The following is a 23571-nucleotide window of genomic DNA, read 5'->3' as shown; positions in this document are numbered from 1 at the left end:
TTATCAATCAAAAGGAGAAAATTATTATGAATGAACAGGAAATTTTGAAAAAAGTACAGGATATCGTTGTGGATGAATTAGATGTAGATGCTGCTGATGTTACTTTAGAGGCAGATATCAAGGATGATCTAGATGCTGACAGCTTAGACGTTTTTGAGATCATGAATGAACTTGAAGATGACTTAGATATCAAGTTAGAAGCAAGTGAAGATGTTAAAACTATTCAAGATGTTGTCAACTATGTAAAAAAAGAAATTGACGCAAAAGCTGAATAAGCGAGGTGAGCGGGATGGGAAAGGCTGCTATCCTTTTTAGCGGTCAAGGGTCTCAGTATAGTGAAATGGGACTTGATCTCTATGAAAAGGATCCTTTGTTTAAGGAGACTCTCGATCGGATCAATTCTGAAATAGGTTCATTTGATTTGCTTGAAGTTTTGGCCGATAAAAATCAGCAATTAGAGCAAACTATGTACCAACAACCTGCGATTGTTGCTTTAGGTTTAGGCCTTAATGCGATGGTCAAGCGTGATCTGCCAGAGCTGCCATTAGGTGGGATCGTTGGGTTATCGTTGGGTGAATACGCGGCTTTGATCACCGCTGATGCTCTGTCTGAAAAAGATGGTATCAAAGCACTGGAAGCCAGGGCTCGTTTCATGCAAGAAGATGCAGAAAATAGTCAAAGTAAGATGGCTGCATTATTGAAACCAGATATTGCTGCTGTTGAACAAATCTGTCGCAAGCTGGCTGAAAGCGGCCAGATCATTGCTGTTTCTAACTACAATTCGCCAAAACAAGTTGTGATCGGCGGACAAGCAGATGCCGTCTCTCAAGCTATTGCTCAAATCACTGATGCTAAAGCTGCTAAAAGGGCGATCGAATTGCCGGTTTCCGGCGCATTTCACACCAAACTTTTTGCGAATGCCAGTGACAAGATGGCTCCAATTTTACATGAAATCACTTTTTCTGAGCCAAGCGTGCCAGTCATTAGTAATACGACAGGTCAACCATTCGCTAAAGAGTCGATTCCTTTGACTCTGGTGAAACAAATCGTTTCTCCAACACACTTCGCAGATTGTATTTCTTACTTATTTGACAACGAAGATGTAGATACGACGATCGAGCTCGGTCCAGGAGGAACATTAACTCAGTTTGTAAAGCAAGTTGATCGTAAGGTCAAACGCTATCAAGTTGAAGATCACGACACTTATCAAGCATTTTTAGAAGAAATACGAGGTAATTAGATGGATCTAGAAGGTAAAACAGCTTTCATCACAGGGTCTTCTCGTGGGATCGGTAAACAGATCGCACTAGCATTTGCACAAGCGAAATGTAATGTGATCTTAAATGCCAGAAAAGAAGTCCCTGCTGACTTAGAAGAAGAAATTAAAGCATGTGGAGTAGAATGTACCACGATCTTGGGAGACATTTCTCAGGCCGAGGATGTTAAACGAATGGTCAAAGAAGCTTATCAAGCTTTTCCACAAATTGATGTTTTGGTCAATAATGCCGGTATTACAAACGATAAGTTGTTGATCGGTATGAATGAAGATGATTTTCGTTCAGTTATCGATGTTAATTTAGTCGGAACCTATGCAATGACTCGCGCAGTTTTACGAAAAATGAATAAAAAACGTTCAGGTGTCATTATTAATTTAGCTAGTGTAGTTGGTTTGCACGGTAATGTTGGTCAAGCAAATTATGCCGCCAGCAAGGCCGGTGTCATTGGCTTGACTAAGACAACTGCTAAAGAAGGCGCCTTACGTAATATTCGTTGTAACGCAATTGCTCCAGGAATGATCGAAAGCGATATGACCAAGATCTTAAGTGATAAAGTTAAAAAGCAACTGCTTGAAGGTATTTCACTTGGGCGTTTTGGAGATGCTAAAGAAGTTGCACAAACTGCGACATTTTTAGCACAAAATGACTATATTACTGGACAAGTTATTAGTGTTGATGGCGGAATGACAATTTAAAAGTTAAATGAAAGGAGGTCACTGCTGCAAGCTTGTCGTATCACGATATGCTAGTTAGTCAGGTGGCCTTCTGTCAAAAAAACAGGGTGAAGTGAACCGGTTAAAAGTAGCGCATGATCGGGCTTTACCAATAAGTCGCGATTTTGACGGCTTGTTGGTAAAGTTGGATAGGCGCAGACTTTTGGTTCACGCAACCCAACTACAAAAACAGGGTGAAGTGAACCGGTTAAAAGTAGCGCACGATCTGACCTTATCAATAAGTCGTGATTTTGACGGCTTGTTGGTAAAGTTGGATAGACGCAGACTTTTGGTTCACGCAACCCAACTACGAAAACAGAGCAAAGAAACCCGTTTAAAAGTGAGCACTAGCAGTCGTTGCCAACATATTGCATACGTTGACAACGTAGTGTTAGATTCGGTGAGTGGTTACCGTTTGGGTTTCGGATCTCAACTAGAAATTAGGGCAAGAAAGATTAAATGGGGCCTAAAAGGATTTTTAAGTAATGATCCTAATATAGCTCGAAAAACATAATCAAGGGAGCGTGAAGTATGACTAGAGTAGTGATTACCGGAATGGGGGCTGTGACCCCGATCGGAAATGATGCGAAAGCCTTTAGTGAAAACGTTTTGGCGGGGAAACTTGGTATCGACGAGATCACTAAATTTGATGCAACTGAAACTGGTGTTCATGTTGCAGGTGAAGTAAAAAATTTTGATGTCAAAGAAAGAGTTGGCAAAAAAGCAGGCCGCAGAATGGATCTTTTTTCACAATATGCAGTTCATAGTGCTTTAGAAGCAGCTGAACAGGCTGGCATCAGCGAAGGAAATACAGATCCTTATGAATTAGGTGTGATCTATGGTTCTGGGATCGGTGGTTTGACTACTATTCAAGAACAAGTTATCAAGATGCATGATAAGGGACCACAACGAGTTTCACCAATGTTTGTCCCAACTTCTATTGTAAATATGGCTGCCGGAAATATTTCAATTCGTCTGGGCGCCAAAAATATCTCAACATCAATCGTGACAGCTTGTTCTTCAGGTACGAATGCAATCGGTGAAGCTTACCGGCAAATTAAAGAAGGCCGAGCACAAGTAATGATCACTGGTGGTTCGGAGGCTTCTGTCAACGAGATCGGGATTGCCGGTTTTGCTGCCTTAACAGCTTTGACGACTGAAGCAGACAAAAACAAAGCATCTTTGCCATTTGACAGTAACCGTTCAGGTTTTGTTATGGGTGAAGGCGGAGCAACATTGATTTTGGAAAGTCTGGAACATGCACAAAAACGCGGAGCCAAAATTTTAGCTGAAATTGTTGGATATGGGTCGACTTCTGATGCTTATCACATGACATCACCTGATCCTTCTGGCGAAGGGGCAGCTCGGGCTATGCAACAAGCAATCGCTGAAGCACAGATCACACCGGCACAGGTCGGTTATATCAATGCCCATGGAACTGCTACACCAAGTAATGATTCAAGTGAATCTCATGCTATCAACCAAGTTTTCGGTAAAGATAGCGATGTTAAAGTCAGCAGTACTAAGTCAATGACAGGGCATTTATTAGGTGCAGCCGGTGCGATCGAAGCAGTTGCTACCGTTGCGGCCTTACAAACAGGGATTTTACCTCCTAATATTGGTTTAGTTGAACAAGACCCAGAATGTAAGGTCAATGTTGTGACAGAAATTAACGAGAAAAAAGCAGATTTAGAATATGCCATCAGTAATTCATTCGGATTTGGTGGTCATAATGCAGTATTGACATTTAAAAAATGGAGTGACTAACAGTTGGAATTTAACGAAATTAAAGATTTGATGGATGAATTTAATTCTTCAAGCACAAGAGAAATGGAAATTTCGACAGAAGGCTTTCACATCCATCTTAGTAAGAATGAAACATCTTTTCAGCCTGCAGCTCCTGTTGTCAATGCACCTGCTGCTCCAGTTCAAACAGCTAGTGTTCCACAAAAACAAGCTCCTGCTGAAGAAGAAAAGGTTGAAGAAAAAGGAACACCGATCAATGCACCGATGGTTGGAACAGTTTATTTGAAGCCGGAACCAGAAAAACCTTCATATGTTTCTGTTGGACAAAAAGTCTCTAAAGGTGACGTTGTTTGTATCATTGAGGCAATGAAGATGATGACTGAAATCAAAAGTGAAGTAGCTGGTACAATTAGAGAAATTTTGATTGAAAATGAAGAATTAGTTGAATTCGATCAACCACTATTCCTTGTTGAGGAGGGTTAAGATGACAGTTTTAGATTCAACTCAGATCCAAGAAATAATTCCGCACCGCTATCCGATGTTACTGATAGACAGGATCGAGGAACTAGAACCGGGACAAAGAGCAGTTTCAGTGCGTAATGTGACCGCACATGAGGAGATTTTCCAAGGACACTTTCCTGGCAACCCAGTTATGCCTGGGGTTTTGATCGTTGAAGCCATGGCACAGACTGGAGCAGTTGCATTATTGACTCTGGATGAGTTTAAGGGTAAGACCGCTTATTTTGGCGGCATCAAGACAGCCAAATTTAGGAAGGTCGTGCGGCCAGGTGATCAGATGAAAATCGAGGCCAATTTAGAAAAAATCAGAGGCAATGTTGGCCTAGGCAAAGCTGTTGCAAAAGTTGATGGAAAAAAGGCCTGTACGGCTGAAATCACATTTATGATTGGAGATTAGCAATTAGAATGTTTTCGAAAGTATTAGTAGCAAATCGTGGTGAAATTGCAGTCCGAATCATTCGTTCTCTGAAAGAATTGGGAATCAAGTCAGTAGCTATTTATTCCACGGCAGACCGGGAAAGTCTGCACGTTCAGTTAGCAGATGAAGCAGTATGTGTAGGGACAGCTCGACCGCAAGATTCATATTTGAATATGGAAAATATTTTGGCCGCAGCCGTGGGTACCGGTGCTCAAGCGATCCATCCGGGATTTGGCTTTCTTTCAGAAAACAGCCGCTTTGTTGAAATGTGTGAAGATTGCGGGATCACTTTTATCGGACCACGTTCAGAAACAATTGATTTGATGGGAAACAAGGCCAACGCTCGTGTTCAAATGCAAAAGAGCGGTGTTCCAGTGATCCCAGGCAGTGAAGGCTTTTTAAAAAATGCTACTGAGGCTAAAGAGGTAGCTAAAGAAGTTGGTTTTCCAATCTTACTTAAGGCAGCTGCTGGTGGCGGCGGTAAAGGTATCCGCCGTGTTGATGATGAAGATTCTTTAACGGCTTCATTTGAAGAAGCCAGCCGTGAAGCTCAGAGTGCGTTTGGTGATGGCCGCATGTATTTGGAAAAAATTTTGGGTAATGTTAAGCATATTGAAGTGCAGATCTTTTGCGATCAGCAAGGTAATTCAGTCTATTTTCCTGAACGTGATTGTTCGGTTCAACGGGGAAAGCAAAAAATGATCGAAGAGAGCCCTTGTTCGCTGATCACCGGTGATCAGCGGCGCCAGTTAGGTGAAATCGCCTTGCGTGCAGCGAACTCGATCAATTATTTAAATACAGGAACGATCGAGTTTTTAATGGATCAAAAGCATAATTTTTATTTTATGGAAATGAACACACGGATCCAAGTTGAACACACAGTTACGGAGATGGTAACCGGGATCGACTTGGTCAAAGCTCAGTTAAGGGTGGCTGCCGGTGAAAAATTACCCTTTGCACAAAAAAATATTCACCTCGAAGGTGCTGCAATTGAATGCCGAATTAATGCTGAAGATCCAAGTAAAAATTTTTTTCCATCTACAGGGGAAGTTAAATATCTCTATGTTCCAGTTGGAAACTTAGGAATGAGGATGGATACTGCTTTATATGCAGGTTGTACGATCTCGCCATTTTATGACTCAATGATCGCTAAGTTGATTGCTTTAGGCCATGATCGAACTGAAGCAATCGAAAAGGTCAAAAGATTATTAGATGAAATGATTATTTCAGGGATCACCACTAACCAGAAGTTTTATCTGGCGTTATTAGAAGATCCGGAGTTTAAAAAGGGTACGATTACCACGGACTATGTAGAACGGGTATTCTTGCCTGAATGGAAGAGAAGGGAAAGCAATGCAGCTGTTTGATGAACTGAAAACACTGGGACAAAAACATATCAAAGCAGATAAAAACGCGCAGCAAAGTGTGCCTAGTGGTGTCTGGTTAGCTTGTCCTAAATGTAAAAAATCAGTGTATCATAAAGATCTAGGTATTTATACTACTTGCCCTAATTGCGATTATGGTTTTCGAATCTCCAGTCGTCAGCGACTTGAATGGCTGACGGACAGCTTTTCCGAGATGGACCAAGATTTACAGACCGCTGATCCACTGGACTTTCCTGATTATGATAAGAAAATTGAGAAAGCTCAACGGGTTACCGATTTAAATGATTCTGTTTTGACTGGCGTAGCCAAAATCGGGGAGCAGGAATTTTGTTTGGGTATCATGGATCCTAAATTTATTATGGGTTCAATGGGTACCGTGACTGGTGAAAAAATTACTCGTTTATTCGAATATGCCACGGAGCACCAAAAAGCAGTCGTTTTGTTTACTGCATCTGGGGGAGCACGCATGCAAGAAGGAATATTTTCGTTGATGCAAATGGCTAAAGTCTCTCAAGCTGTTTATGCTCATTCCCAAGCTGGTCTGTTTTATCTTTCAATTATTACAGATCCAACTACTGGCGGTGTTACCGCTAGTTTTGCGATGCAGGGTGACATTATTTTGTCAGAGCCGCATGCATTAATTGGTTTTGCTGGGAAACGAGTGATCGAACAGACGATGCACCAAAAAATACCCGAAGATCTTCAAGATGCAGAAAATATTTTGAATCATGGCTTTATTGATGCGATAGTTAAACGTGAGGACGAAAAGAAAACTATTGTTTGGCTCTTAGAAATGAACCAAGGAAAGGCGGGCGAGCAGTCATCGTAAGTTTGTTTCCGAAAAAGCAGCGGACGGCCGGCGAAATCGTCGCAACCGCACGTGATGGACAAAAAGTTACCGGTCAGGAATTATTGGCAGAGATCTTTCCCGATTTTATGGAAATGCATGGCGATCGGCTAAATGATGATGATCCTTCTATCGTTGGTGGTTTAGCTCATTTTAACGGGCGGGCAGTGACCGTCTTAGTAATAGATAAAGGAACATCTGCCAAAGACCGGATCGCCAAACATTTTGGCAGTCCGGCACCTGCTGCCTATAGAAAATCACTGCGTTTGATCAAGCAGGCTGAAAAATTTGAACGGCCGGTTTTAGCTTTTGTCAATACAGCTGGTGCTTATCCGGCTGCAAGTGCAGAAGAGCAAGGTCAAGGCGAAGCAATTGCAAGAAATTTACTGGGGATCGCCGGTGTTAAAGTTCCGCTATTAACGGTGATCTATGGTGAAGGCGGTAGTGGCGGTGCTTTAGCATTGGCGTGCGGTGATGAAGTTTGGATGAGTGAAAATAGTATGTATTCAGTGCTTTCACCCGAAGGATTTGCTTCAATTTTATGGAAAGATGCTAGTAAATCGGATGAAGCTGCGGAGGTAATGCAATTAACTCCAGAAGATTTGCTAAAGGCAAATATTATTGAAGGAATCATTCCGGAACCCAATGCGCATAAGCGTTTTTGTAAAAATATCATTCAAATTTTGAGACCAGAACTTGAAAAACTTGAAAAATTATCACCTGATGAATTAGTAGCGCAAAGAAAGGCCAGATTTAGAAAATTTTAGTAAAGTAGGTAACTAAGTTATGACCGCTTGGGACTAATGTGCTGAAATCTATTTGGTCGTTGAAACATCTAGTTGGGTTAAAAAACAAGGGAGCGATTTTTATGGGAAGTTTGTTAGAAGGAAAGAAAATTTTAGTGATGGGCGTTGCTAATAAACGTTCGATTGCTTGGGGCTGTGCTTCACAATTAAAAAAACAAGGAGCTACAGTCATTTATACTTATCAAAATGAACGGATGAAAAAAAGTATTAAAAAGTTAGTTGATAATGAAGACTTGTTGATTGAATGCGATGTTGCTACTGATGAAAGTATGGATAAAGCTTTTTCTGAGATCAAGGAACGTTTTGGTAAACTCGATGGTATCGTTCATGCCATTGCATTTGCCAATAAAGAAGAATTAGATGGTGATATTCAAAATACTAGTCGTGACGGTTATGCGATGGCTCAAAACATTTCATCATACTCATTACTAGCTGTTGCGCGTTATGGTAAAGAGATTTTAAATGATCCTGCAAGTATTGTTACGCTAACGTATTTTGGTTCTGAAAGGGCGATCCCTAATTATAATGTAATGGGCGTTGCTAAAGCTGCTTTGGAAGCGAATGTACGTTACCTGGCTCGTGATATGGGACAATACGGTGTCCGTGTCAATGCGATCTCTGCTGGAGCAGTGAAGACACTCGCTGTTACTGGTGTTAAGGATCATTCGACTTTACTGTCAGAATCAGAAAGTCGGACTGTTGATGGTAACTCGGTAACTACTGATGAAATCGGCGGAGCATGTGCCTTTTTGATGAGTGATTTGGCAACTGGTGTTGTTGGTGACACGATCTACGTTGATAAGGGTGTCCATTTGATTTAATTTGTAAACATACTTAAGAATGCCTCGTGTTTGATAGTTGATCTATTAAATATGGGGTATTTTAATTGGCTGCAGTCATACTTGTTATTTAATAAAGTTAAAATTAATATGTTAAGAGACTATCAATTCTTTAGAAACATCTGACTGGTCTTGATAAAATAAACAATGGTACAATAAGTTGTGATTAGTAAAAATATATGAAAGTGGTGCGCAATAAAATGACAAATGAAAAAAAAGCGTTGTTTATTATCTTTGGTGGGACGGGAGATTTGGCCCAACGCAAATTATATCCTTCATTGTTTAACTTGTATAAACAAGGGTATTTAAAAAAGCATTTTGCCGTTGTTGGGACCGCCCGGCGACCGTGGACTAACGAACGCTATCAAGAAATTGTACGTAATTCTATTTCTGGTATGGAAGTCACTGCGCAACAGGCAAATGAATTTTCAAGCCATTTTTACTATCAGTCACATAATGTAAATGATACCGAACACTATGAAACTTTGCGGAAATTGGCTGATGAACTGGAAAATAAGTATGAATTTGAAGGTAATAGAGTCTTTTATTTGGCGATGTCCCCCCAATTCTTTGCTACGATCTGCCAACACGTTAAAACTCAAGGACTCGTGACTGAAAAGGGTTATAATAGGGTTGTGATCGAAAAGCCATTCGGTCATAATGTCAAAAGTGCTTGTGAATTGAATGACAGCATTAATAAGTATTTCCCAGAAAAAGATGTTTACCGGATCGATCATTATTTAGGCAAAGAAATGATTCAGAGTATTCCAGCTTTGCGTTTTAGCAACAATATTTTTAATGCTTTATGGAATTATCGTTACATTGACAACATTCAGATCACTTTAAGCGAAGCCTTGGGCGTTGAAGAACGTGCGGGTTATTATGAAAATGCTGGTGCTTTGCGGGACATGGTTCAAAATCATATCTTGCAAACCGTTGCTTTGCTGACTATGAATGCGCCGACGATGTATGCAGATGAAGATATTCGCAAGGAAAAAATCAGTGCTCTGAAAGCTTTGCGTGTTTATGATCCAGAAGGTGTTAAACAAAATTTTGTTCGTGGACAGTATGGTCCAGGCAATGGACAAGTTGCTTACAGGGAAGAAAATCAGGTCGATCCACATTCTCAGACAGAAACATTTGTAGCGGGACGGATCTTTGTTGATAATATGAGCATGGCTGGTGTCCCGATTTATATTAGAACCGGGAAACGCTTAACGAAAAAAGAAACCCGCATTGATGTAGTCTTTAAGAATGCACCATACAATGTTTTTGGTCATGGAAAATTAAAACGCAATATTTTGTCGTTTAAGGTGGAGCCAAATCCAGGGATGGAACTGCGTTTAAATGGTAAAAAAGTTGATTTTGACCAATACAGTATTCAAAGTATGCATTTGCGGCATGAACATGGCGAAGAGATCCAGTCTAAGATGCCGGTTGGCTACGAAAAACTTTTGTATGATGTTTTGCAAGGGGATTCAGCCAGTTTCTCACATTGGGATGAAGTTTACTATTCTTGGAGATTTGTCGATTCTATCCGTCAAGCTTGGGATCAAGAAAATCTGCCAGAAGATGCCTTTCCCAATTATGCCTGTGGCTCAATGGGACCAAAGGCTGCAACTGATCTCTTAAAAGAGGATGGAAATAAGTGGCATTTTCGTCCAGATGAGGCGTAGGATCTCACAGTAAATATTTTATAATTGAATATTGGATGATAAAATAGCAGTGACAAGGTTTTTGTTGCTGCTATTTTTAACTCGATTTTTAGTGTAGGGGGTGGGCAAAAGAAATGGATGATCGCAAGATAATTCATATTGATATGGATGCTTTTTATGCTTCGATCGAAATGAGAGATGACCCGAAACTGGCATCGTTGCCGTTAATAATTGCCCGTGATCCGCGTAAAACTGGTGGACACGGCGTGGTCGCGACTGCTAATTACGTTGCGCGTTCATATGGGATTCATTCTGCAATGAGCAGTCAGAAAGCCTTAAAGCTATGTTCACAAGCCTACTTTAAGGATCCTGATTTTAAAAAATACCGCGCCGTTTCCAACCAGATCCATGAGATCTTTCATGAATATACTGACTATATTGAACCGATTGCCTTCGATGAAGCCTATTTAGATATCACGTCTAATAAAAAACACCTTGATTCAGCTCTTCAAACTGCGCGGATGATCCAACAAGAAATTTTCACTAAAGTACATCTGACCTGTTCTGCAGGTATTTCTTATAATAAATTTCTAGCAAAACTTGCTTCGGATTATCGTAAACCTGTGGGGATCACACTTGTCAGGCAAGATGAAGTCCAAGATTTTTTATTTCCTTTAGCAATTGAGAAGTTTCGGGGTGTTGGTAAAAAAACAGTGCCTAAAATGCACCAATTGGGTGTCTTTACCGGTAAAAATCTATATCAATTGAGTTCTGGTGAGTTGATCTCTCATTTTGGCAAAATGGGCTATATTTTGTATCAACGAGTACGTGGGATCGATGAGCGTCCGGTCGAATGGCAAAGGAGCAGAAAGTCATTAGGGAATGAGAGGACCTTTGATCGCCCGTTGACAACTGTTGCTTCCGTTGAGAGTTTTCTTCAAAAAAGTGCAAAACGATTGGCCAACGAACTTGACCATCAACAAAAACACGGCAAGACTCTAGTTATTAAAGTCAGAAATTCTGAATTTGAAACTACTACTAAACGTATTACTTTAGATGACTATTTTCCAAATGATAGCCAGACCTTTCAATTTTACGGCAAAAAACTATTGGAACAGATCCAGTCAAATGAACACTATGATGTCAGACTGTTAGGATTGACTGTTACTAATTTGGCACCTTTAGAGTTTGAAAATATCGTCTTGCCTTTATGGCACAATAACAGCGATCAGTTGTAAAGTTGTTTGGTAACATCCAAGCATTTTTGTTTAGCAAGTCGGGGTCAGAATGCTTTGAAACTTAGGATGAAAAAATGTATAGTAAAGTGTTAGATAAAAAAACGAGACTAAATTATTATATGAACAGTTTTCGTTGACAATTTTAAATAAATTAAAAATTATAAGGAGTTTTTTATGTCGATTCAAGAAAAGATAATTGAGCAAATCGAAAAATATGAGACGATCATTATTCACCGCCATCAGCGGCCAGATCCGGATGCAATCGGCTCACAGTGCGGTTTGGCTACAGTTATCAGAGAAAGTTTTCCAGATAAGAAAGTGTTCCAGGTCGGATCTAAAGCTAATGGGTTGGCTTGGATAGCTGAAGAACAAGAAATTGAAGACAAAGAATATGAAAATGCGTTGGTGATCGTGGTCGATACTGCCAACACGCCTCGCGTTGATGACAGCCGTTATACAAAGGGAAGAATGCTGATCAAAATTGATCATCACCCAAACGATGATGCTTTCGGTGATCTCAGTTGGGTAGTTCCTAGTGCATCCAGCACTTCTGAATTGATTTATGATCTTACAGCAGCTTCTCATGGCAAAATGCAGCTTTCAAAAAATGCAGCTCGGATGTTATATGCGGGGATCGTTGGTGACACCGGTCGTTTCATGTATGATGCAACAACACCACACACGATGCGGGTCGCTGCAGGGCTAATGGAGACTGGTTTTGACGCTGCTGGGATCAATCGTCAGTTAGACGATATCGCGCCAGCAGTTGCTCGGCTTTCCGCGTATGTTTGGGAAAATATGCAGATCACTGAACATAATGCGGCTTATATTGTGTTGACTACGGATATTTTAGAAAAATTTGAACTGGGAGATGCTGGAACTGCAGGCATCGTTCCCTTACTGGGAAAGGTTTCTACTGTCAAATGCTGGACGATTTTTGTGCAGCAAAAAGATGGTTCCTACCGTTTAAGGATCCGTTCTAAAAAGCCGATCATCAATGAATTAGCTAAAGAATATGGTGGCGGAGGACATCCATTGGCCAGTGGCGCAATGATCAAGGAAGATTCTTCGATCAAAGAATTTGTAGACAAGTTAGACCAAATCGCAGCAGGCGATATAGGAGAAGATAATGACAAATAGATTTACAGATTACAACTTTAAGCCCTTTGTGCAGCGGGCACTTGAAAATTTGAATTTTACTGAACCGACCGAGGTGCAAAAAAGACTTTTACCTCCTATCATGCATGGTAAAAGTGTTGTTGGACAAGCGCAGACTGGTAGTGGCAAGACGCATGCTTTTTTGCTGCCGATCTTTAATAAGTTAGATGTGCAAGAACACGAAGTTCAGGCTGTTATCACTACTCCTAGCCGAGAATTAGCATATCAGATCTATGATGCAGCTAAGCAAATTGCGGCACAGTCTGAACAAAAAATCTCAGTAGTTAATTATGTTGGCGGTACTGACAAGAAAAGACAGACGGCTAAACTGGAAAATCATCAGCCTCAAATCGTGATCGGTACTCCCGGACGCGTTTTGGACATGATCAATACTCATGAATTAGACATCCATGCAGTCAAATATTTTGTTGTTGACGAAGCAGATATGACATTAGACATGGGTTTCTTAAAAGAAACCGATGCTATTGCCTCGGCATTGCCTGAAAAGTTACAGATGATGGTCTTTTCAGCAACGATCCCGGTTAAATTAGAACCGTTTTTAAGAAAATATATGAGCAATCCAGTAATAGAGGTCGTTGAAAATCGCGCGGTCATTAGTCCCACGGTTGATAATTGGCTGCTTTCGACTAAAGGCAGAGACCGCAACCAATTGATCTACAAATTATTGACAATTGGTGAGCCGTATTTAGTTTTGGTTTTTGCCAACACCAAAGAAAGAGTTGACGAACTGACCGAATATTTGCGTAAATGTGGGTTAGAGGTGGCTAAGATCCATGGTGGATTACAACCGCGGGAAAGAAAACGAGTCATGAAGAAAATCCACAATTTAGACTATCAGTTTGTAGTTGCAACGGATCTGGCAGCACGGGGGATAGACATTGAAGGTGTCTCTCATGTTATCAATGATGATATTCCCAATGATTTGGAGTTCTTTATTCATCGGGTTGGTCGGACAGGTCGGAATAATATGTCCGGTACAGCAATCACTTTGTATGGTCCAGATGATGATCAAAAGGTTTCTGAACTTGAAGATATGGGTATCAAATTTAGTCCCAAGGCTATTAAAGATGATGAGATCGTTGATTCATATGATCGTGAACGTCGAATTAAGCGCAAGAAACGCCATGATCCGATGGATCCTTCCTTACGAGGCATGGCTAAAAAAGAGAAAACCAAGCATAAGCCTGGCTATAAGAAGCGGATCAAAAGGGCAATCAAGAAAAATGAACAGCAAAAACGTCGGATCGAACAGCGTGCTCAGCGGAGAAAAAATAAGCGTTAGTATTGGCTTTCAGCTTACTAGTTATTGCGACATGTGAAATTGATGGTTTTTATGTTTCATGTTTAACTTTATTGACTTTTTCGTGGAAAATAACTATACTTTTAAATTATAAATGGTTTTGGGACATATTTTTCTGGAGCTCCGTTTAAGAGAGGATCTGTTTGCTGAGAGGGTCTACGTGAAACAGATTAATGCTACCCACGATAAAACTTAAATAATAGCTGGTAAAAGCACAAAGAGGTAAACGATGAACATCGTTGCAAGCAAGGTGGTACCGCGCATTAGGCGTCCTTGTTAGCAACGATGTTTTTTGTAAAAATTTGTTTAGCATAATGGTGTTTAGTGTTTGGGCAGTATAAATGACGGCACGATAATTATCTTGCAATGCGTTTGTCAGCTTGCCAAACGACTAAGTACCAGTTAGCTTTTTTGGTAATTATGGAAGGGAATTTATTTATGAAAAAATTATCTAGTGCACAGATTCGGCAGATGTATTTAGACTTCTTTAAAAGCAAGGGGCACGATATTTTAAAAAGTGCTCCGCTTGTACCTCAGGATGATCCAACTTTATTATGGATCAACTCAGGTGTTGCAACAATGAAAAAGTATTTTGATGGTTCAGTTGTTCCTAAAAACCACCGTTTGACCAGCTCTCAAAAGTCTATTAGGACTAATGATATTGAAAATGTTGGTCATACCGCACGACATCATACGTTATTTGAGATGTTGGGAAACTTTTCTGTTGGCGACTACTTTAAAAAAGAAGCAATTACTTGGGCCTGGGAACTTTTGACCAGCCCTGACTGGTACGGTATGGATCCAGAAAAATTGTATATCACAGTTTATCCCAAAGACCAAGATTCTAAAAAAATATGGGAAAAAGTCGGTGTTGCTCCGACACATATCTTCGAAGCAGAAGACAACTTTTGGGATATTGGACAAGGACCTTCTGGCCCAGACTCAGAGATTTTTTATGACCGTGGCCAGGAAATGAATAATTTAGCAGAAGATGACCCGGAAAGTTATCCTGGCGGTGAAAATGAACGCTACCTTGAAATTTGGAATATCGTATTTTCTGAATTTAATCACAAGCCTGATAATACCTATGAACCATTACCACATAAAAATATTGATACGGGTATGGGCTTGGAACGTTTGGTATCAGTTTTTCAGAATGCTAAAACTAACTTTGAAACTGATCTATTTATGCCACTCATTCAAAAAACTGCTGATTTTTCAAATGGTTACCAGTACGGACAGGATAAAGCAACAGATGTTTCATTTAAAGTCATCGCTGATCATATCCGGGCCATCACATTTGCAATCGGTGATGGGGCCTTGCCAAGTAATGACGGTCGGGGCTATGTTATCCGCCGCTTGATCAGAAGAGCCGTTATGCACGGTAGAAAATTAGGGATCGAAAATGCTTTCTTGTATAAACTGGTTCCTGTAGTTGGCGAAATCATGAAATCTGCTTATCCGGAAGTTTTAGATCAGGCAGATTACATTGGAAAAGTAGTCCGCGATGAGGAAAATCGTTTTAATGTGACATTAAAAGATGGTATGGAATTGATGGACAACTTGATTCAAGCAACTAAACAAAATGGTCAAGATACTATTGCCGGTAAACCAGTCTTTAAGTTATACGATACCTATGGTTTTCCTGTTGAATTGACCGAAGAGTATGCCGACGATAATGGCCTGAAAGTTGATCATGCTGGTTTTGAAAAAGAAATGAAAGCTCAAAAAGATCGAGCACGTGCCGCAAGAAGTGATGCTAAGTCTATGGGTGTGCAGGACGCTTTGTTAACAGATATTAAAACACCTAGTGAATACGTCGGTTATGACACATTAGCCGCTTCTGGTGTTTTGAAAGATATTATCGTTAAAGATAAGATCCTCGATAAAATTGCAGACGGACGGGCACGGATGCTCTTTTCGCAAACTCCTTTTTATGCTGAAATGGGGGGACAGGTTGCAGATACAGGTGTGATCAAGGATCGTCTCGGCAATGTTGTTGCTGAAGTCACTGATGTACAACATGCACCAAACGGACAAAATTTGCACACTGTTGAAGTTAAATCCACTATGGTTTCTGGTGAGGAGTACCAGCTAGAAGTCGACGTTAAACGGCACAATAAGATCAAAAAGAATCACACGGCAACTCACTTATTGGATCAGGCTTTACGCGATGTTTTAGGTGAACATGCTCATCAAGCTGGTTCGTTAGTTGAACCGACATATCTACGCTTTGATTTCACCAACATGGGCAATGTGACACCAGAACAATTAACGCAGGTCGAACAGATCGTGAATGAAAAAATTTGGGCAAATATAGCGGTGACAACAACAGTAACTGATATTGAATCAGCTAAAAAAATGGGGGCAATCGCCTTATTCTCCGAAAAATATGGGGACGTTGTTCGTGTTGTTTCTGCTGGTTATTATTCACGTGAATTTTGTGGAGGAAATCACGTTGACAATACAAGTGAGATCGGATTATTTAAGATAATTTCTGAGTCTGGGATCGGCGCAGGAACACGTCGGATCGAAGCAGTTACTGCGCGTGAAGCTTTCGAATATCTCGAGGGTCAAAACAACTTGTTGCAAACGGCTGCGATTGATTTGAAGATTGCTAAAACAAAGGATGTTCCGGTTAAAGTTGAAAGTTTATTGGAAAAAGTTAAACAATTAGAAAATAAAGTTCAAAGTTTAGAGGATAGATTTGCCAGTCAACAAGCTGCCAATGTTTGGGGAAATGTCCAAATTGTTGGGAAACACTCAATCGTGGCTGAACAAGTTAATGTCTCCGGCATGAACCAGTTACGCCAGCTGGCTGATCAGTGGAAGGCAAAGAAAATTTCCGATGTTCTTATTTTGGCTACACAAACGGACGATGGCAAAGTCAATTTATTGACAGCCATGTCAACGGCTTGTGTGAAGGAAGGCCTTAAGGCTGGGGATCTGATCAAGAAAATTGCACCTCTTGTTGGGGGTGGCGGCGGTGGTCGTCCTGATCTTGCGCAAGCAGGCGGGAAGAAACCAGCTGGAATTTCAGATGCCTTGAAACAAGGTGTTCAATGGCTTGAAAATCAGGAAAATAACTAAAAATATGTAACTAATAAGATTTCATTTCTATCTCTAAATGATTACGTCTTGATTACAAGTTGCACATTCCATTGTTACAACCTCTATGTTTTAGTAAGATTGTAACAAGAGTAACTGTTAACGCGGAGGTGCAGGGAAATGAGTTCGTTGGATGAAACGAGATACTTTAATTTTGATGACAATGGCCCTAAAGATGTACATGATACCCTTGAAACGGTCTATCGTTCATTGGAAGAGAAGGGCTACAATCCTATAAATCAAATCGTTGGATACTTATTGTCAGGTGATCCTGCCTACATTCCACGATTAAATGATGCGCGAAATTTAATCCGTAAACATGAACGTGACGAAATTGTCGAAGAGTTAGTGCGTTCATATTTAAATAAGGGGGATCAGCACTAGTGTCACGAATTATGGGCCTAGATGTCGGCTCGAAAACAGTGGGCGTGGCAGTTAGCGATCAGTTAGGCTGGACAGCTCAGGGCGTGGAGATCATTAAGATCGATGAAGACCAGGAACAGTTTGGACTGGAACGAGTTGCACAGTTAGTTGCCAAGTACGAAGTAACAGCCTTTGTACTCGGTCTGCCAAAAAATATGAACAATACGCTTGGACCGCGTGTTGAAGCTAGTCAGGCATACGGCGAGTGTTTGAAAGAAAAATTTGGTCTTCCAATTGATTATCAAGATGAACGTTTGACGACGGTCGAGGCTGAGAGGATGTTGGTCGAGCAAGCCGATACCTCAAGAAAAAAGCGAAAAAAAGTGATCGATAAGTTGGCGGCCAGTCTAATTTTACAAAACTATTTGGATCGTCATGGAAAGCTACTACAAAATCTCTAAGAAATGGGGCGTTCTTGATGAGTGAAGAACAAAATAACGCTGACAATAAAATTACTTTAGTTGATGATGATGGTAATGAGACTGAATATGAGATCTTGTTTACCTTTGATTCTGAAGATTATGGGAAGTCATATATTCTCTTAGTTCCAGCTGACTCAGAGCCAGAAGAGCAAGTCGATGTACTTGCCTTTTCATATGATCCTAATGCATCAGGAGCAGAAGATGAAGACATTGATTTAATTGAAATCGATGATGATGATGAATGGCAAATGGTCGAAGATGTCTTAGATACCTTTTTAAATGATGAAAATATGCAATGATCAATTGCATCAAGTCAATTATTAACATGAAAGCAACCAGGGCCGGGTCAAGGTTTTGGCTGCTTTTTTACTAGTTTTTGAACGATATCAATGAGTTGCAGTTTGTTTAAAAATCTGGCATTTAGCTTAATGCAAAGAGAAATTATGCTAAAATAAAATTTGTGTATTAAAGCGGTGAATGGAGGAGCTAGAATGTCTGCAGACAAAAAAAGATTTAAAATGCAAATCGCAAATAAAAATTATGTAGTGATCGGGGATAGTACTTCTGAGCATATGCGGGCTGTTTCTCAACTGGTCAATGAACAAATGACAGAAATTATGGCTGCCAATGTTAATCGCGAGGATGCAGCAATTTTATTAGCGATAAATGCAGTTTCTGACCAACTAAAAAAACAAAAGGAATTAGATGATATTCGTGATAAAAATAAGTTTGATGGGAAATAGTAGGTGAGTGAATGCTAGTTTCACTAATAATTTTACTCATTTTGGTAATGGGATTTCGCTACGGTTTCAAGCGGGGGTTATTGCAAACCTTGCTCAGTGTGGTTGGCTATGTACTAGTTTTACTTTTGTCCTTGTATCTTTCTGGACCGTTGGGCGAATTTCTAACACAATATATGCCTGCTTTAGATCAAGATCCTGGTAGTACTGGCACATTTACTCTTCTTTTTTATAGAATTTTGGCTTTTTGGATTATTGCAATTTTAGGTGGTATCATTTTACGGATCGTGACCAATACCTTTACATCGATCACAAAATTGCCCGTGATCTCTCAATTTAATGCACTGGCAGGTGGGTTGGCCTGGCTGATCATTGCTTATACAGTAGTATTTTTCGGCTTACTTTTATTAGCGACCAGTCCTACATCCCAAGTACAAGAATCCTTAGAAAATTCTGCGATCGCAGAAAAAATAATAAAAGAGACCCCCATTTTTTCGAGACAAATTTTTGATAAATGGATAAAGTGAATGGTCAAAAGAGGTGGAAATAATGAATGAAAAAAGTTTGACGACATTAGAATATTTTAAGATCAAGCAACAGGCTAAACAATATTTAGTCACGGATATGGGACAGAAAGAACTAACAAAATTACTCCCCTTTACTACTAAGGCTGAAATTGTACTTGCTCTTAGCGAAACGAAAGACGCAGCTGACATTTTGCGTTTAAAAGATGGGATACCATTGCCAAAAATCACAGATGTTAAACCTTTTTTAAAGCGATTGGACATCGGTGCGTCGTTGAGTGCCAAAGAGTTAGCTGCAGTGGGAAAAGTTTTACGTACTACAAGCGAGGTACGACGATTTTTTGTAAATTTACAAGATGATGATGTAGCTTTAGATAAGCTTTATGAAACAGCTTTTGACCTGGAAACTTTGCCCCAGGTTACTAAAAGGTTAACCTTGTCAATTGAAAATGACGGTCATGTGACCGATGATGCATCTAGTTTGTTAAAGAGCCTTAGACGACAGATCATTACAACTGAACAAAGTATTCGCGATACATTGGCTGACTTTACTCGGGGAAAATCTGCCAAGTATTTAAGTGAAGCGGTAGTTACTATTCGACAAGATCGCTATGTGTTGCCAGTTAAAGCAGAATACCGGAATTCTTTTGGTGGGCAGGTTTATGATCAAAGTACGAGTGGTCAGACACTCTTTATTGAACCAAAACAGATCGTGGCACTTAATAATAGATTATCTCAGCAAGAAGCTGCACAAAAAGAAGAGGTCCGGCGTATTTTGCGTGAGCTTTCGGAACTGATCGCGCCATATACGTCCGAAATCGAAGCTAATGCGCAACTTTTAGGACACTTGGATCTTGCTAATGCTAAGGCTGCTTATGCTAAGGATCTGGGTGCATCAGAACCATTTTTAACAGATGACGATTCATTGTATTTTAGGCAGGCATGGCATCCATTGCTTGATCCTAAAAAAGCAGTTAAAAATGACATCATGTTAGGGAAAGATTTTAAAACAATGTTGATCACTGGTCCCAATACTGGGGGGAAAACGATCACACTAAAAACTATTGGTTTGATTCAACTAATGGGTCAATCAGGCCTGTTTATCCCTGCAAATGAAGGTAGTCGGATCTGTATATTTGCTGAAATATTTGCTGACATTGGCGATGAACAGTCGATCGAGCAAAATCTTAGTACTTTTTCTTCACACATGACAAATATAGTTGATTTTTTGGATCAAATTTCACCCAGGTCTTTAGTCTTATTTGACGAATTAGGCTCAGGTACTGATCCACAAGAAGGTGCAGCTTTAGCAATCGCTATTTTAGATGACGTGGCTGCTAAGGGAAGCTATGTGGTTGCAACTACACATTATCCTGAGTTAAAAGTGTACGGTTATGAGCGTCCTGAAACGGTCAATGCTTCTGTTGAATTTGACAGTAGTACTTTGAAACCAACTTATAAATTGCTGATCGGTATTCCGGGGCGAAGTAATGCTTTAGATATTTCTCGCCGTTTAGGTTTGCCGCAAACGATCATTGATTCGGCAACCCAATTAGTCTCAAAGGACAGTCAAGATCTTAATAATATGATCGGCGACCTAGTTCAAAAACGACATGATGCTGAAGAAGAGAAAATTCAAACTCATAAATATCTAGTAGAATCTGAACAATTGCACTCAGACCTTGAAAAGGCATATGCTGCTTTAAATGACCAGCGTGACAAGCTTTTAGAAAAAGCTAAACAAAAGGCTAATGATACGGTAGCTGAGACTACGAAGAAGGCTGATCAGATAATTGCTGATCTTCGTCAGCTGAGACTGAATGGCGGTCTAAATGTTAAAGAAGATAAGCTGATCAATGCCAAAGGACAACTGAATAAACTTCACCAACCTGAAAATTTGCAGAAGAACAAAGTTCTAAAACGTGCTAAACAAAAGCATGACCTGCACCCGAATGATGATGTCTTAGTCAAAACATATGGTCAGAAAGGTGTTTTGCTGCATAAAGCAGGGAATCATGACTGGAAAGTACAAATTGGTATTCTTAAAATGAAAATCAATGAAAATGACCTTGAAAAAATCTCTGTGTCTGAAGAAAACAATCAAGACAACAAAGCTTCTGTCAAAAGAACTGCCAGCAGTGGGATCTCTACCAGCCTTGATCTACGTGGCCAGCGCTATGAAGAAGCATTGACCAATGTTGATCGCTATTTGGACAGTGCACAGCTTGCGGGTTATTCGTCTGTAACCTTGATTCATGGAAAAGGGACAGGTTCTTTGCGTCAAGGGATTATCAAGTATTTAAAAAATAGCCGTTCTGTTAAGAGCTTTGAATATGCTTCTCCTAACGCTGGAGGCAATGGTGCGACTATTGTACATTTAAAGTAGTGAAAAAGCAGTAGGTGAGCTTGTATTAGAGCTCTGCTTGCTGCTTTTGAATTATGAGTAGGTTAAAAAAGTAGGTTCTTTATCAAGTGGTACTGATGAAATGAATTATTAAAAATAATAAGCAATTGGTCTACTTGGTCAAGCTGCTTGTTCCTGAATGGAATGAGCAGCTTTTTTAAGTGCGCCCGGCATGGGCAGTAACTAGGCGGTGTAAGTCCGCTGTGAGCCGTAGTGGCCGGTATCACGAGTCGAAGACAAGGGTGTCTATCGTGAGGTAGAATCTGAAGGAAGTCCTAGACGAAACATCGAATCGATGAACAAGAAGTGGCTAAAAGGCTGGAAACGGTGGGATGAGATTGCTTAACAAATCGAAGTCCCTGACCACTCGAAACCGTCACAGTAAAGCCAACGGTTTGATGCGAAAGCTACTGCTCTTACCCGGGGAGGTCTGTCATGGTAGTTCTCTCAAGCTGGAAGTTATTTCTGGCAGGAACAGGCTCAATAGTAATGTTGAGTTGTCCATGACAGAAGTCAGCCGAGGCCATAGTAGCCAGTAATGGTGAAGGGCTGAACAACAATAATTTTGATTCATCCTGGAGGTGGAAACAATACGACAATCGCAGAAAACAGAAAATAAAGCTGACTACCTGCGGAGGGTAACCCTGGAAGGGTCAGAGCAAACAGGAGCGCGTAGCGTTGTTTCTGGTGAAAAGAGAACTCAAAATGGCTTATTACGTGAGAAGGTCTTAGACCGGAATAATTTAAATCGGGCCTTTGTCCATGTCAAGCGTAATAAAGGGGCTGGAGGAATTGACGGCATGTCCGTTGAGGAACTTGGCCCATACTTGAAAGAGAATAACGTAAAACTAATCGAGGCCTTGCGAACCGAAAGCTATGAACCCCAACCTGTCAAACGAGTTGAGATTCCTAAGCCAGATGGTTCGAAACGTCAGTTAGGAATCCCAACGGTCGTTGACCGTGTGGTTCAACAGGCGTTACAACAGCAACTGTCTCCTATTTTTGAAAAAGTATTCTCAGATAATAGTTATGGTTTTCGACCACACCGCAGTGCACAAAGTGCTGTGAAAAAGGTGGTTGCTTATTATAATCAGGGTTATCACTACGTGGTCGACCTTGATTTAAAGTCCTATTTTGACAATGTGAACCATGATTTACTAATTAAATTTGTTGAAAATTACATTAGTGAGCCATGGGTCTTGCATTTGATTCGTAAGTTCTTGACGAGTGGTGTTATGAATGGTCGATTTTTCGAGAAGTCCGCTAAAGGTACACCGCAAGGTGGCAATATTTCACCATTACTAGCAAATATTTATCTGAACGAGCTGGACAAAGAATTGACCAGAAGAGGACATAAATTTGTACGCTATGCGGATGACTGTAATATCTATGTTAAAAGTAAGCGTGCGGGTGAACGGGTTCTCAAAAGCATCACCCAGTTTTTAGAAAAGGAACTCAAAGTTGAAGTGAATGCAGAAAAGACGCAAGTCGGTTCTCCACTAAGACTGAAGTTTCTAGGTTTTTCTCTGGGTGTGGGACGCAATAGCGCCTACCCGCGTCCTCATCAAAAACCTAAACAGAGAATTAAACAGGAATTGACAAGAATCACCAAGAGAAGCCGAGGCGTCAGCCTTGATAGGATTCTGCATGAAATTAAGCAGAAAATGCAGGGCTGGATCCAATATTATTCCATTGGGAAGATGAAAATCTTTCTCCAACAACTAGACAAATGGTTGCGCTCGCGCATCCGCCAGTATATCTGGAAACAGTGGAAGAATATCGGAACCCGTTATAAAGCATTGATTAAACTAGGCTTGACACCCAAACAGGCGAAAATCTACGTCAATACTCGTAAGGGATACTGGCGCAACGCGCACAGTAAAACACTGTTGATGACCATAACTAATAAAAGACTGGCACAGCGTGGGCTAATAAATCTGTCCAAACTGTACCAGTCTATTCAAGCAAAAGCTTAAGTTGTTGAACCGCCGTATACGGTTCCGTACGTACGGTGGTGTGGGAGGTCGA

Annotated in this window: 22 protein-coding genes; all 22 read left to right on the top strand. The window is 40.5% G+C overall.

Annotation, left to right across the window (positions count from 1 at the left end):
- The first annotated feature begins 26 nt into the window (after positions 1-26).
- The 22 genes from BQ5903_RS07680 to ltrA all read left to right on the top strand — a co-directional run bounded on the left by BQ5903_RS07680 (position 27) and on the right by ltrA (position 23519).
- The gene (locus BQ5903_RS07680) at positions 27-275 is read left to right on the top strand and encodes an acyl carrier protein (protein ID WP_010499053.1); all 249 of its coding nucleotides are present in this window, start codon (positions 27-29) and stop codon (positions 273-275) included.
- Between the two features lie 14 nt (positions 276-289).
- Positions 290-1240 (top strand): ACP S-malonyltransferase, encoded by a 951-nt coding sequence (locus BQ5903_RS07675; RefSeq protein WP_079579279.1) that lies wholly within the window; start codon positions 290-292, stop codon positions 1238-1240.
- Positions 1241-1972, top strand: a complete 732-nt coding sequence (gene fabG, locus BQ5903_RS07670) for a 3-oxoacyl-[acyl-carrier-protein] reductase (protein ID WP_079579278.1) — start codon at positions 1241-1243, stop codon at positions 1970-1972. It begins immediately after the preceding gene.
- A 549-nt stretch (positions 1973-2521) separates the two neighbouring features.
- Positions 2522-3757, top strand: coding sequence for a beta-ketoacyl-ACP synthase II (fabF, locus tag BQ5903_RS07665; RefSeq protein ID WP_079579276.1), 1236 nt, complete (start codon positions 2522-2524; stop codon positions 3755-3757).
- Between the two features lie 3 nt (positions 3758-3760).
- Positions 3761-4219: an acetyl-CoA carboxylase biotin carboxyl carrier protein gene (gene accB / locus BQ5903_RS07660; protein ID WP_079579275.1), complete on the top strand. Its 459-nt coding sequence runs from the start codon at positions 3761-3763 to the stop codon at positions 4217-4219.
- Between the two features lies 1 nt (position 4220).
- The gene (gene fabZ, locus BQ5903_RS07655; RefSeq protein WP_079579274.1) at positions 4221-4652 is read left to right on the top strand and encodes a 3-hydroxyacyl-ACP dehydratase FabZ; all 432 of its coding nucleotides are present in this window, start codon (positions 4221-4223) and stop codon (positions 4650-4652) included.
- Positions 4653-4660: 8 nt separating this feature from the next.
- A complete protein-coding gene (accC, locus tag BQ5903_RS07650) occupies positions 4661-6040 on the top strand; it encodes an acetyl-CoA carboxylase biotin carboxylase subunit (RefSeq protein ID WP_079579273.1) in 1380 nt (459 codons plus the stop codon).
- The gene (gene accD, locus BQ5903_RS07645; RefSeq protein WP_079579272.1) at positions 6027-6887 is read left to right on the top strand and encodes an acetyl-CoA carboxylase, carboxyltransferase subunit beta; all 861 of its coding nucleotides are present in this window, start codon (positions 6027-6029) and stop codon (positions 6885-6887) included. The genes accC and accD overlap by 14 nt, the downstream gene beginning before the upstream one ends.
- Positions 6888-6889: 2 nt before the next feature.
- Positions 6890-7672: an acetyl-CoA carboxylase carboxyltransferase subunit alpha gene (gene accA / locus BQ5903_RS07640; protein ID WP_079579271.1), complete on the top strand. Its 783-nt coding sequence runs from the start codon at positions 6890-6892 to the stop codon at positions 7670-7672.
- Between the two features lie 101 nt (positions 7673-7773).
- Positions 7774-8532, top strand: coding sequence for an enoyl-ACP reductase FabI (gene fabI, locus BQ5903_RS07635; RefSeq protein WP_056971670.1), 759 nt, complete (start codon positions 7774-7776; stop codon positions 8530-8532).
- 218 nt (positions 8533-8750) lie between these two features.
- A complete protein-coding gene (gene zwf, locus BQ5903_RS07630; protein WP_079579270.1) occupies positions 8751-10226 on the top strand; it encodes a glucose-6-phosphate dehydrogenase in 1476 nt (491 codons plus the stop codon).
- A 113-nt stretch (positions 10227-10339) separates the two neighbouring features.
- Complete coding sequence (dinB, locus tag BQ5903_RS07625; RefSeq protein WP_079579269.1) at positions 10340-11443, top strand: DNA polymerase IV; 1104 nt, start codon at positions 10340-10342, stop codon at positions 11441-11443.
- Positions 11444-11617: 174 nt separating this feature from the next.
- Complete coding sequence (locus BQ5903_RS07620; protein ID WP_079579268.1) at positions 11618-12583, top strand: DHH family phosphoesterase; 966 nt, start codon at positions 11618-11620, stop codon at positions 12581-12583.
- Positions 12573-13904, top strand: coding sequence for a DEAD/DEAH box helicase (locus tag BQ5903_RS07615; RefSeq protein WP_079579267.1), 1332 nt, complete (start codon positions 12573-12575; stop codon positions 13902-13904). Before BQ5903_RS07620 ends, BQ5903_RS07615 begins: the two co-directional genes overlap by 11 nt.
- Before the next feature lie 456 nt (positions 13905-14360).
- Entirely contained in the window at positions 14361-17012 is a 2652-nt protein-coding gene (gene alaS / locus BQ5903_RS07610) for an alanine--tRNA ligase (RefSeq protein WP_079579266.1), read from the top strand.
- A 138-nt stretch (positions 17013-17150) separates the two neighbouring features.
- Positions 17151-17414, top strand: a complete 264-nt coding sequence (locus tag BQ5903_RS07605; RefSeq protein ID WP_010499097.1) for an IreB family regulatory phosphoprotein — start codon at positions 17151-17153, stop codon at positions 17412-17414.
- Entirely contained in the window at positions 17414-17854 is a 441-nt protein-coding gene (gene ruvX, locus BQ5903_RS07600; protein ID WP_010499099.1) for a Holliday junction resolvase RuvX, read from the top strand. The genes BQ5903_RS07605 and ruvX overlap by 1 nt, the downstream gene beginning before the upstream one ends.
- Before the next feature lie 17 nt (positions 17855-17871).
- On the top strand, positions 17872-18174 hold the full coding sequence (locus tag BQ5903_RS07595) for a DUF1292 domain-containing protein (protein ID WP_010499101.1): 303 nt from the start codon (positions 17872-17874) through the stop codon (positions 18172-18174).
- 192 nt (positions 18175-18366) lie between these two features.
- Positions 18367-18618, top strand: a complete 252-nt coding sequence (locus BQ5903_RS07590; RefSeq protein ID WP_010499104.1) for a cell division protein ZapA — start codon at positions 18367-18369, stop codon at positions 18616-18618.
- Positions 18619-18629: 11 nt separating this feature from the next.
- Positions 18630-19142 (top strand): CvpA family protein, encoded by a 513-nt coding sequence (locus tag BQ5903_RS07585; protein ID WP_010499106.1) that lies wholly within the window; start codon positions 18630-18632, stop codon positions 19140-19142.
- Between the two features lie 22 nt (positions 19143-19164).
- Positions 19165-21525, top strand: a complete 2361-nt coding sequence (locus BQ5903_RS07580; RefSeq protein WP_010499108.1) for an endonuclease MutS2 — start codon at positions 19165-19167, stop codon at positions 21523-21525.
- Positions 21526-22133: 608 nt separating this feature from the next.
- Positions 22134-23519: a group II intron reverse transcriptase/maturase gene (gene ltrA, locus BQ5903_RS07575; RefSeq protein WP_079579310.1), complete on the top strand. Its 1386-nt coding sequence runs from the start codon at positions 22134-22136 to the stop codon at positions 23517-23519.
- Positions 23520-23571 lie beyond the last annotated feature (52 nt).

It is taken from the genome of Ligilactobacillus acidipiscis (assembly GCF_900116935.1).
Taxonomy (GTDB): Bacteria; Bacillota; Bacilli; order Lactobacillales; family Lactobacillaceae; genus Ligilactobacillus; species Ligilactobacillus acidipiscis.
The sequence above is the reverse complement of the archived record's forward strand: the minus strand, read 5'-3'. Positions and strand labels throughout refer to the sequence as shown.

Bases quoted from the DNA above. Each gene is read 5' to 3' on its own strand.
- BQ5903_RS07675 (WP_079579279.1), top strand. From the start codon at position 290: ATGGGAAAGGCTGCTATCCTTTTTAGCGGTCAAGGGTCTCAGTATAGT.
- zwf (WP_079579270.1), top strand. From the start codon at position 8,751: ATGACAAATGAAAAAAAAGCGTTGTTTATTATCTTTGGTGGGACGGGA.
- alaS (WP_079579266.1), top strand. From the start codon at position 14,361: ATGAAAAAATTATCTAGTGCACAGATTCGGCAGATGTATTTAGACTTC.
- BQ5903_RS07590 (WP_010499104.1), top strand. From the start codon at position 18,367: ATGTCTGCAGACAAAAAAAGATTTAAAATGCAAATCGCAAATAAAAAT.
- BQ5903_RS07615 (WP_079579267.1), top strand. From the start codon at position 12,573: ATGACAAATAGATTTACAGATTACAACTTTAAGCCCTTTGTGCAGCGG.
- accD (WP_079579272.1), top strand. From the start codon at position 6,027: ATGCAGCTGTTTGATGAACTGAAAACACTGGGACAAAAACATATCAAA.
- BQ5903_RS07680 (WP_010499053.1), top strand. From the start codon at position 27: ATGAATGAACAGGAAATTTTGAAAAAAGTACAGGATATCGTTGTGGAT.
- dinB (WP_079579269.1), top strand. From the start codon at position 10,340: ATGGATGATCGCAAGATAATTCATATTGATATGGATGCTTTTTATGCT.
- fabG (WP_079579278.1), top strand. From the start codon at position 1,241: ATGGATCTAGAAGGTAAAACAGCTTTCATCACAGGGTCTTCTCGTGGG.
- BQ5903_RS07605 (WP_010499097.1), top strand. From the start codon at position 17,151: ATGAGTTCGTTGGATGAAACGAGATACTTTAATTTTGATGACAATGGC.
- BQ5903_RS07620 (WP_079579268.1), top strand. From the start codon at position 11,618: ATGTCGATTCAAGAAAAGATAATTGAGCAAATCGAAAAATATGAGACG.
- fabF (WP_079579276.1), top strand. From the start codon at position 2,522: ATGACTAGAGTAGTGATTACCGGAATGGGGGCTGTGACCCCGATCGGA.
- BQ5903_RS07580 (WP_010499108.1), top strand. From the start codon at position 19,165: ATGAATGAAAAAAGTTTGACGACATTAGAATATTTTAAGATCAAGCAA.
- BQ5903_RS07585 (WP_010499106.1), top strand. From the start codon at position 18,630: ATGCTAGTTTCACTAATAATTTTACTCATTTTGGTAATGGGATTTCGC.
- fabI (WP_056971670.1), top strand. From the start codon at position 7,774: ATGGGAAGTTTGTTAGAAGGAAAGAAAATTTTAGTGATGGGCGTTGCT.
- BQ5903_RS07595 (WP_010499101.1), top strand. From the start codon at position 17,872: ATGAGTGAAGAACAAAATAACGCTGACAATAAAATTACTTTAGTTGAT.
- fabZ (WP_079579274.1), top strand. From the start codon at position 4,221: ATGACAGTTTTAGATTCAACTCAGATCCAAGAAATAATTCCGCACCGC.
- accC (WP_079579273.1), top strand. From the start codon at position 4,661: ATGTTTTCGAAAGTATTAGTAGCAAATCGTGGTGAAATTGCAGTCCGA.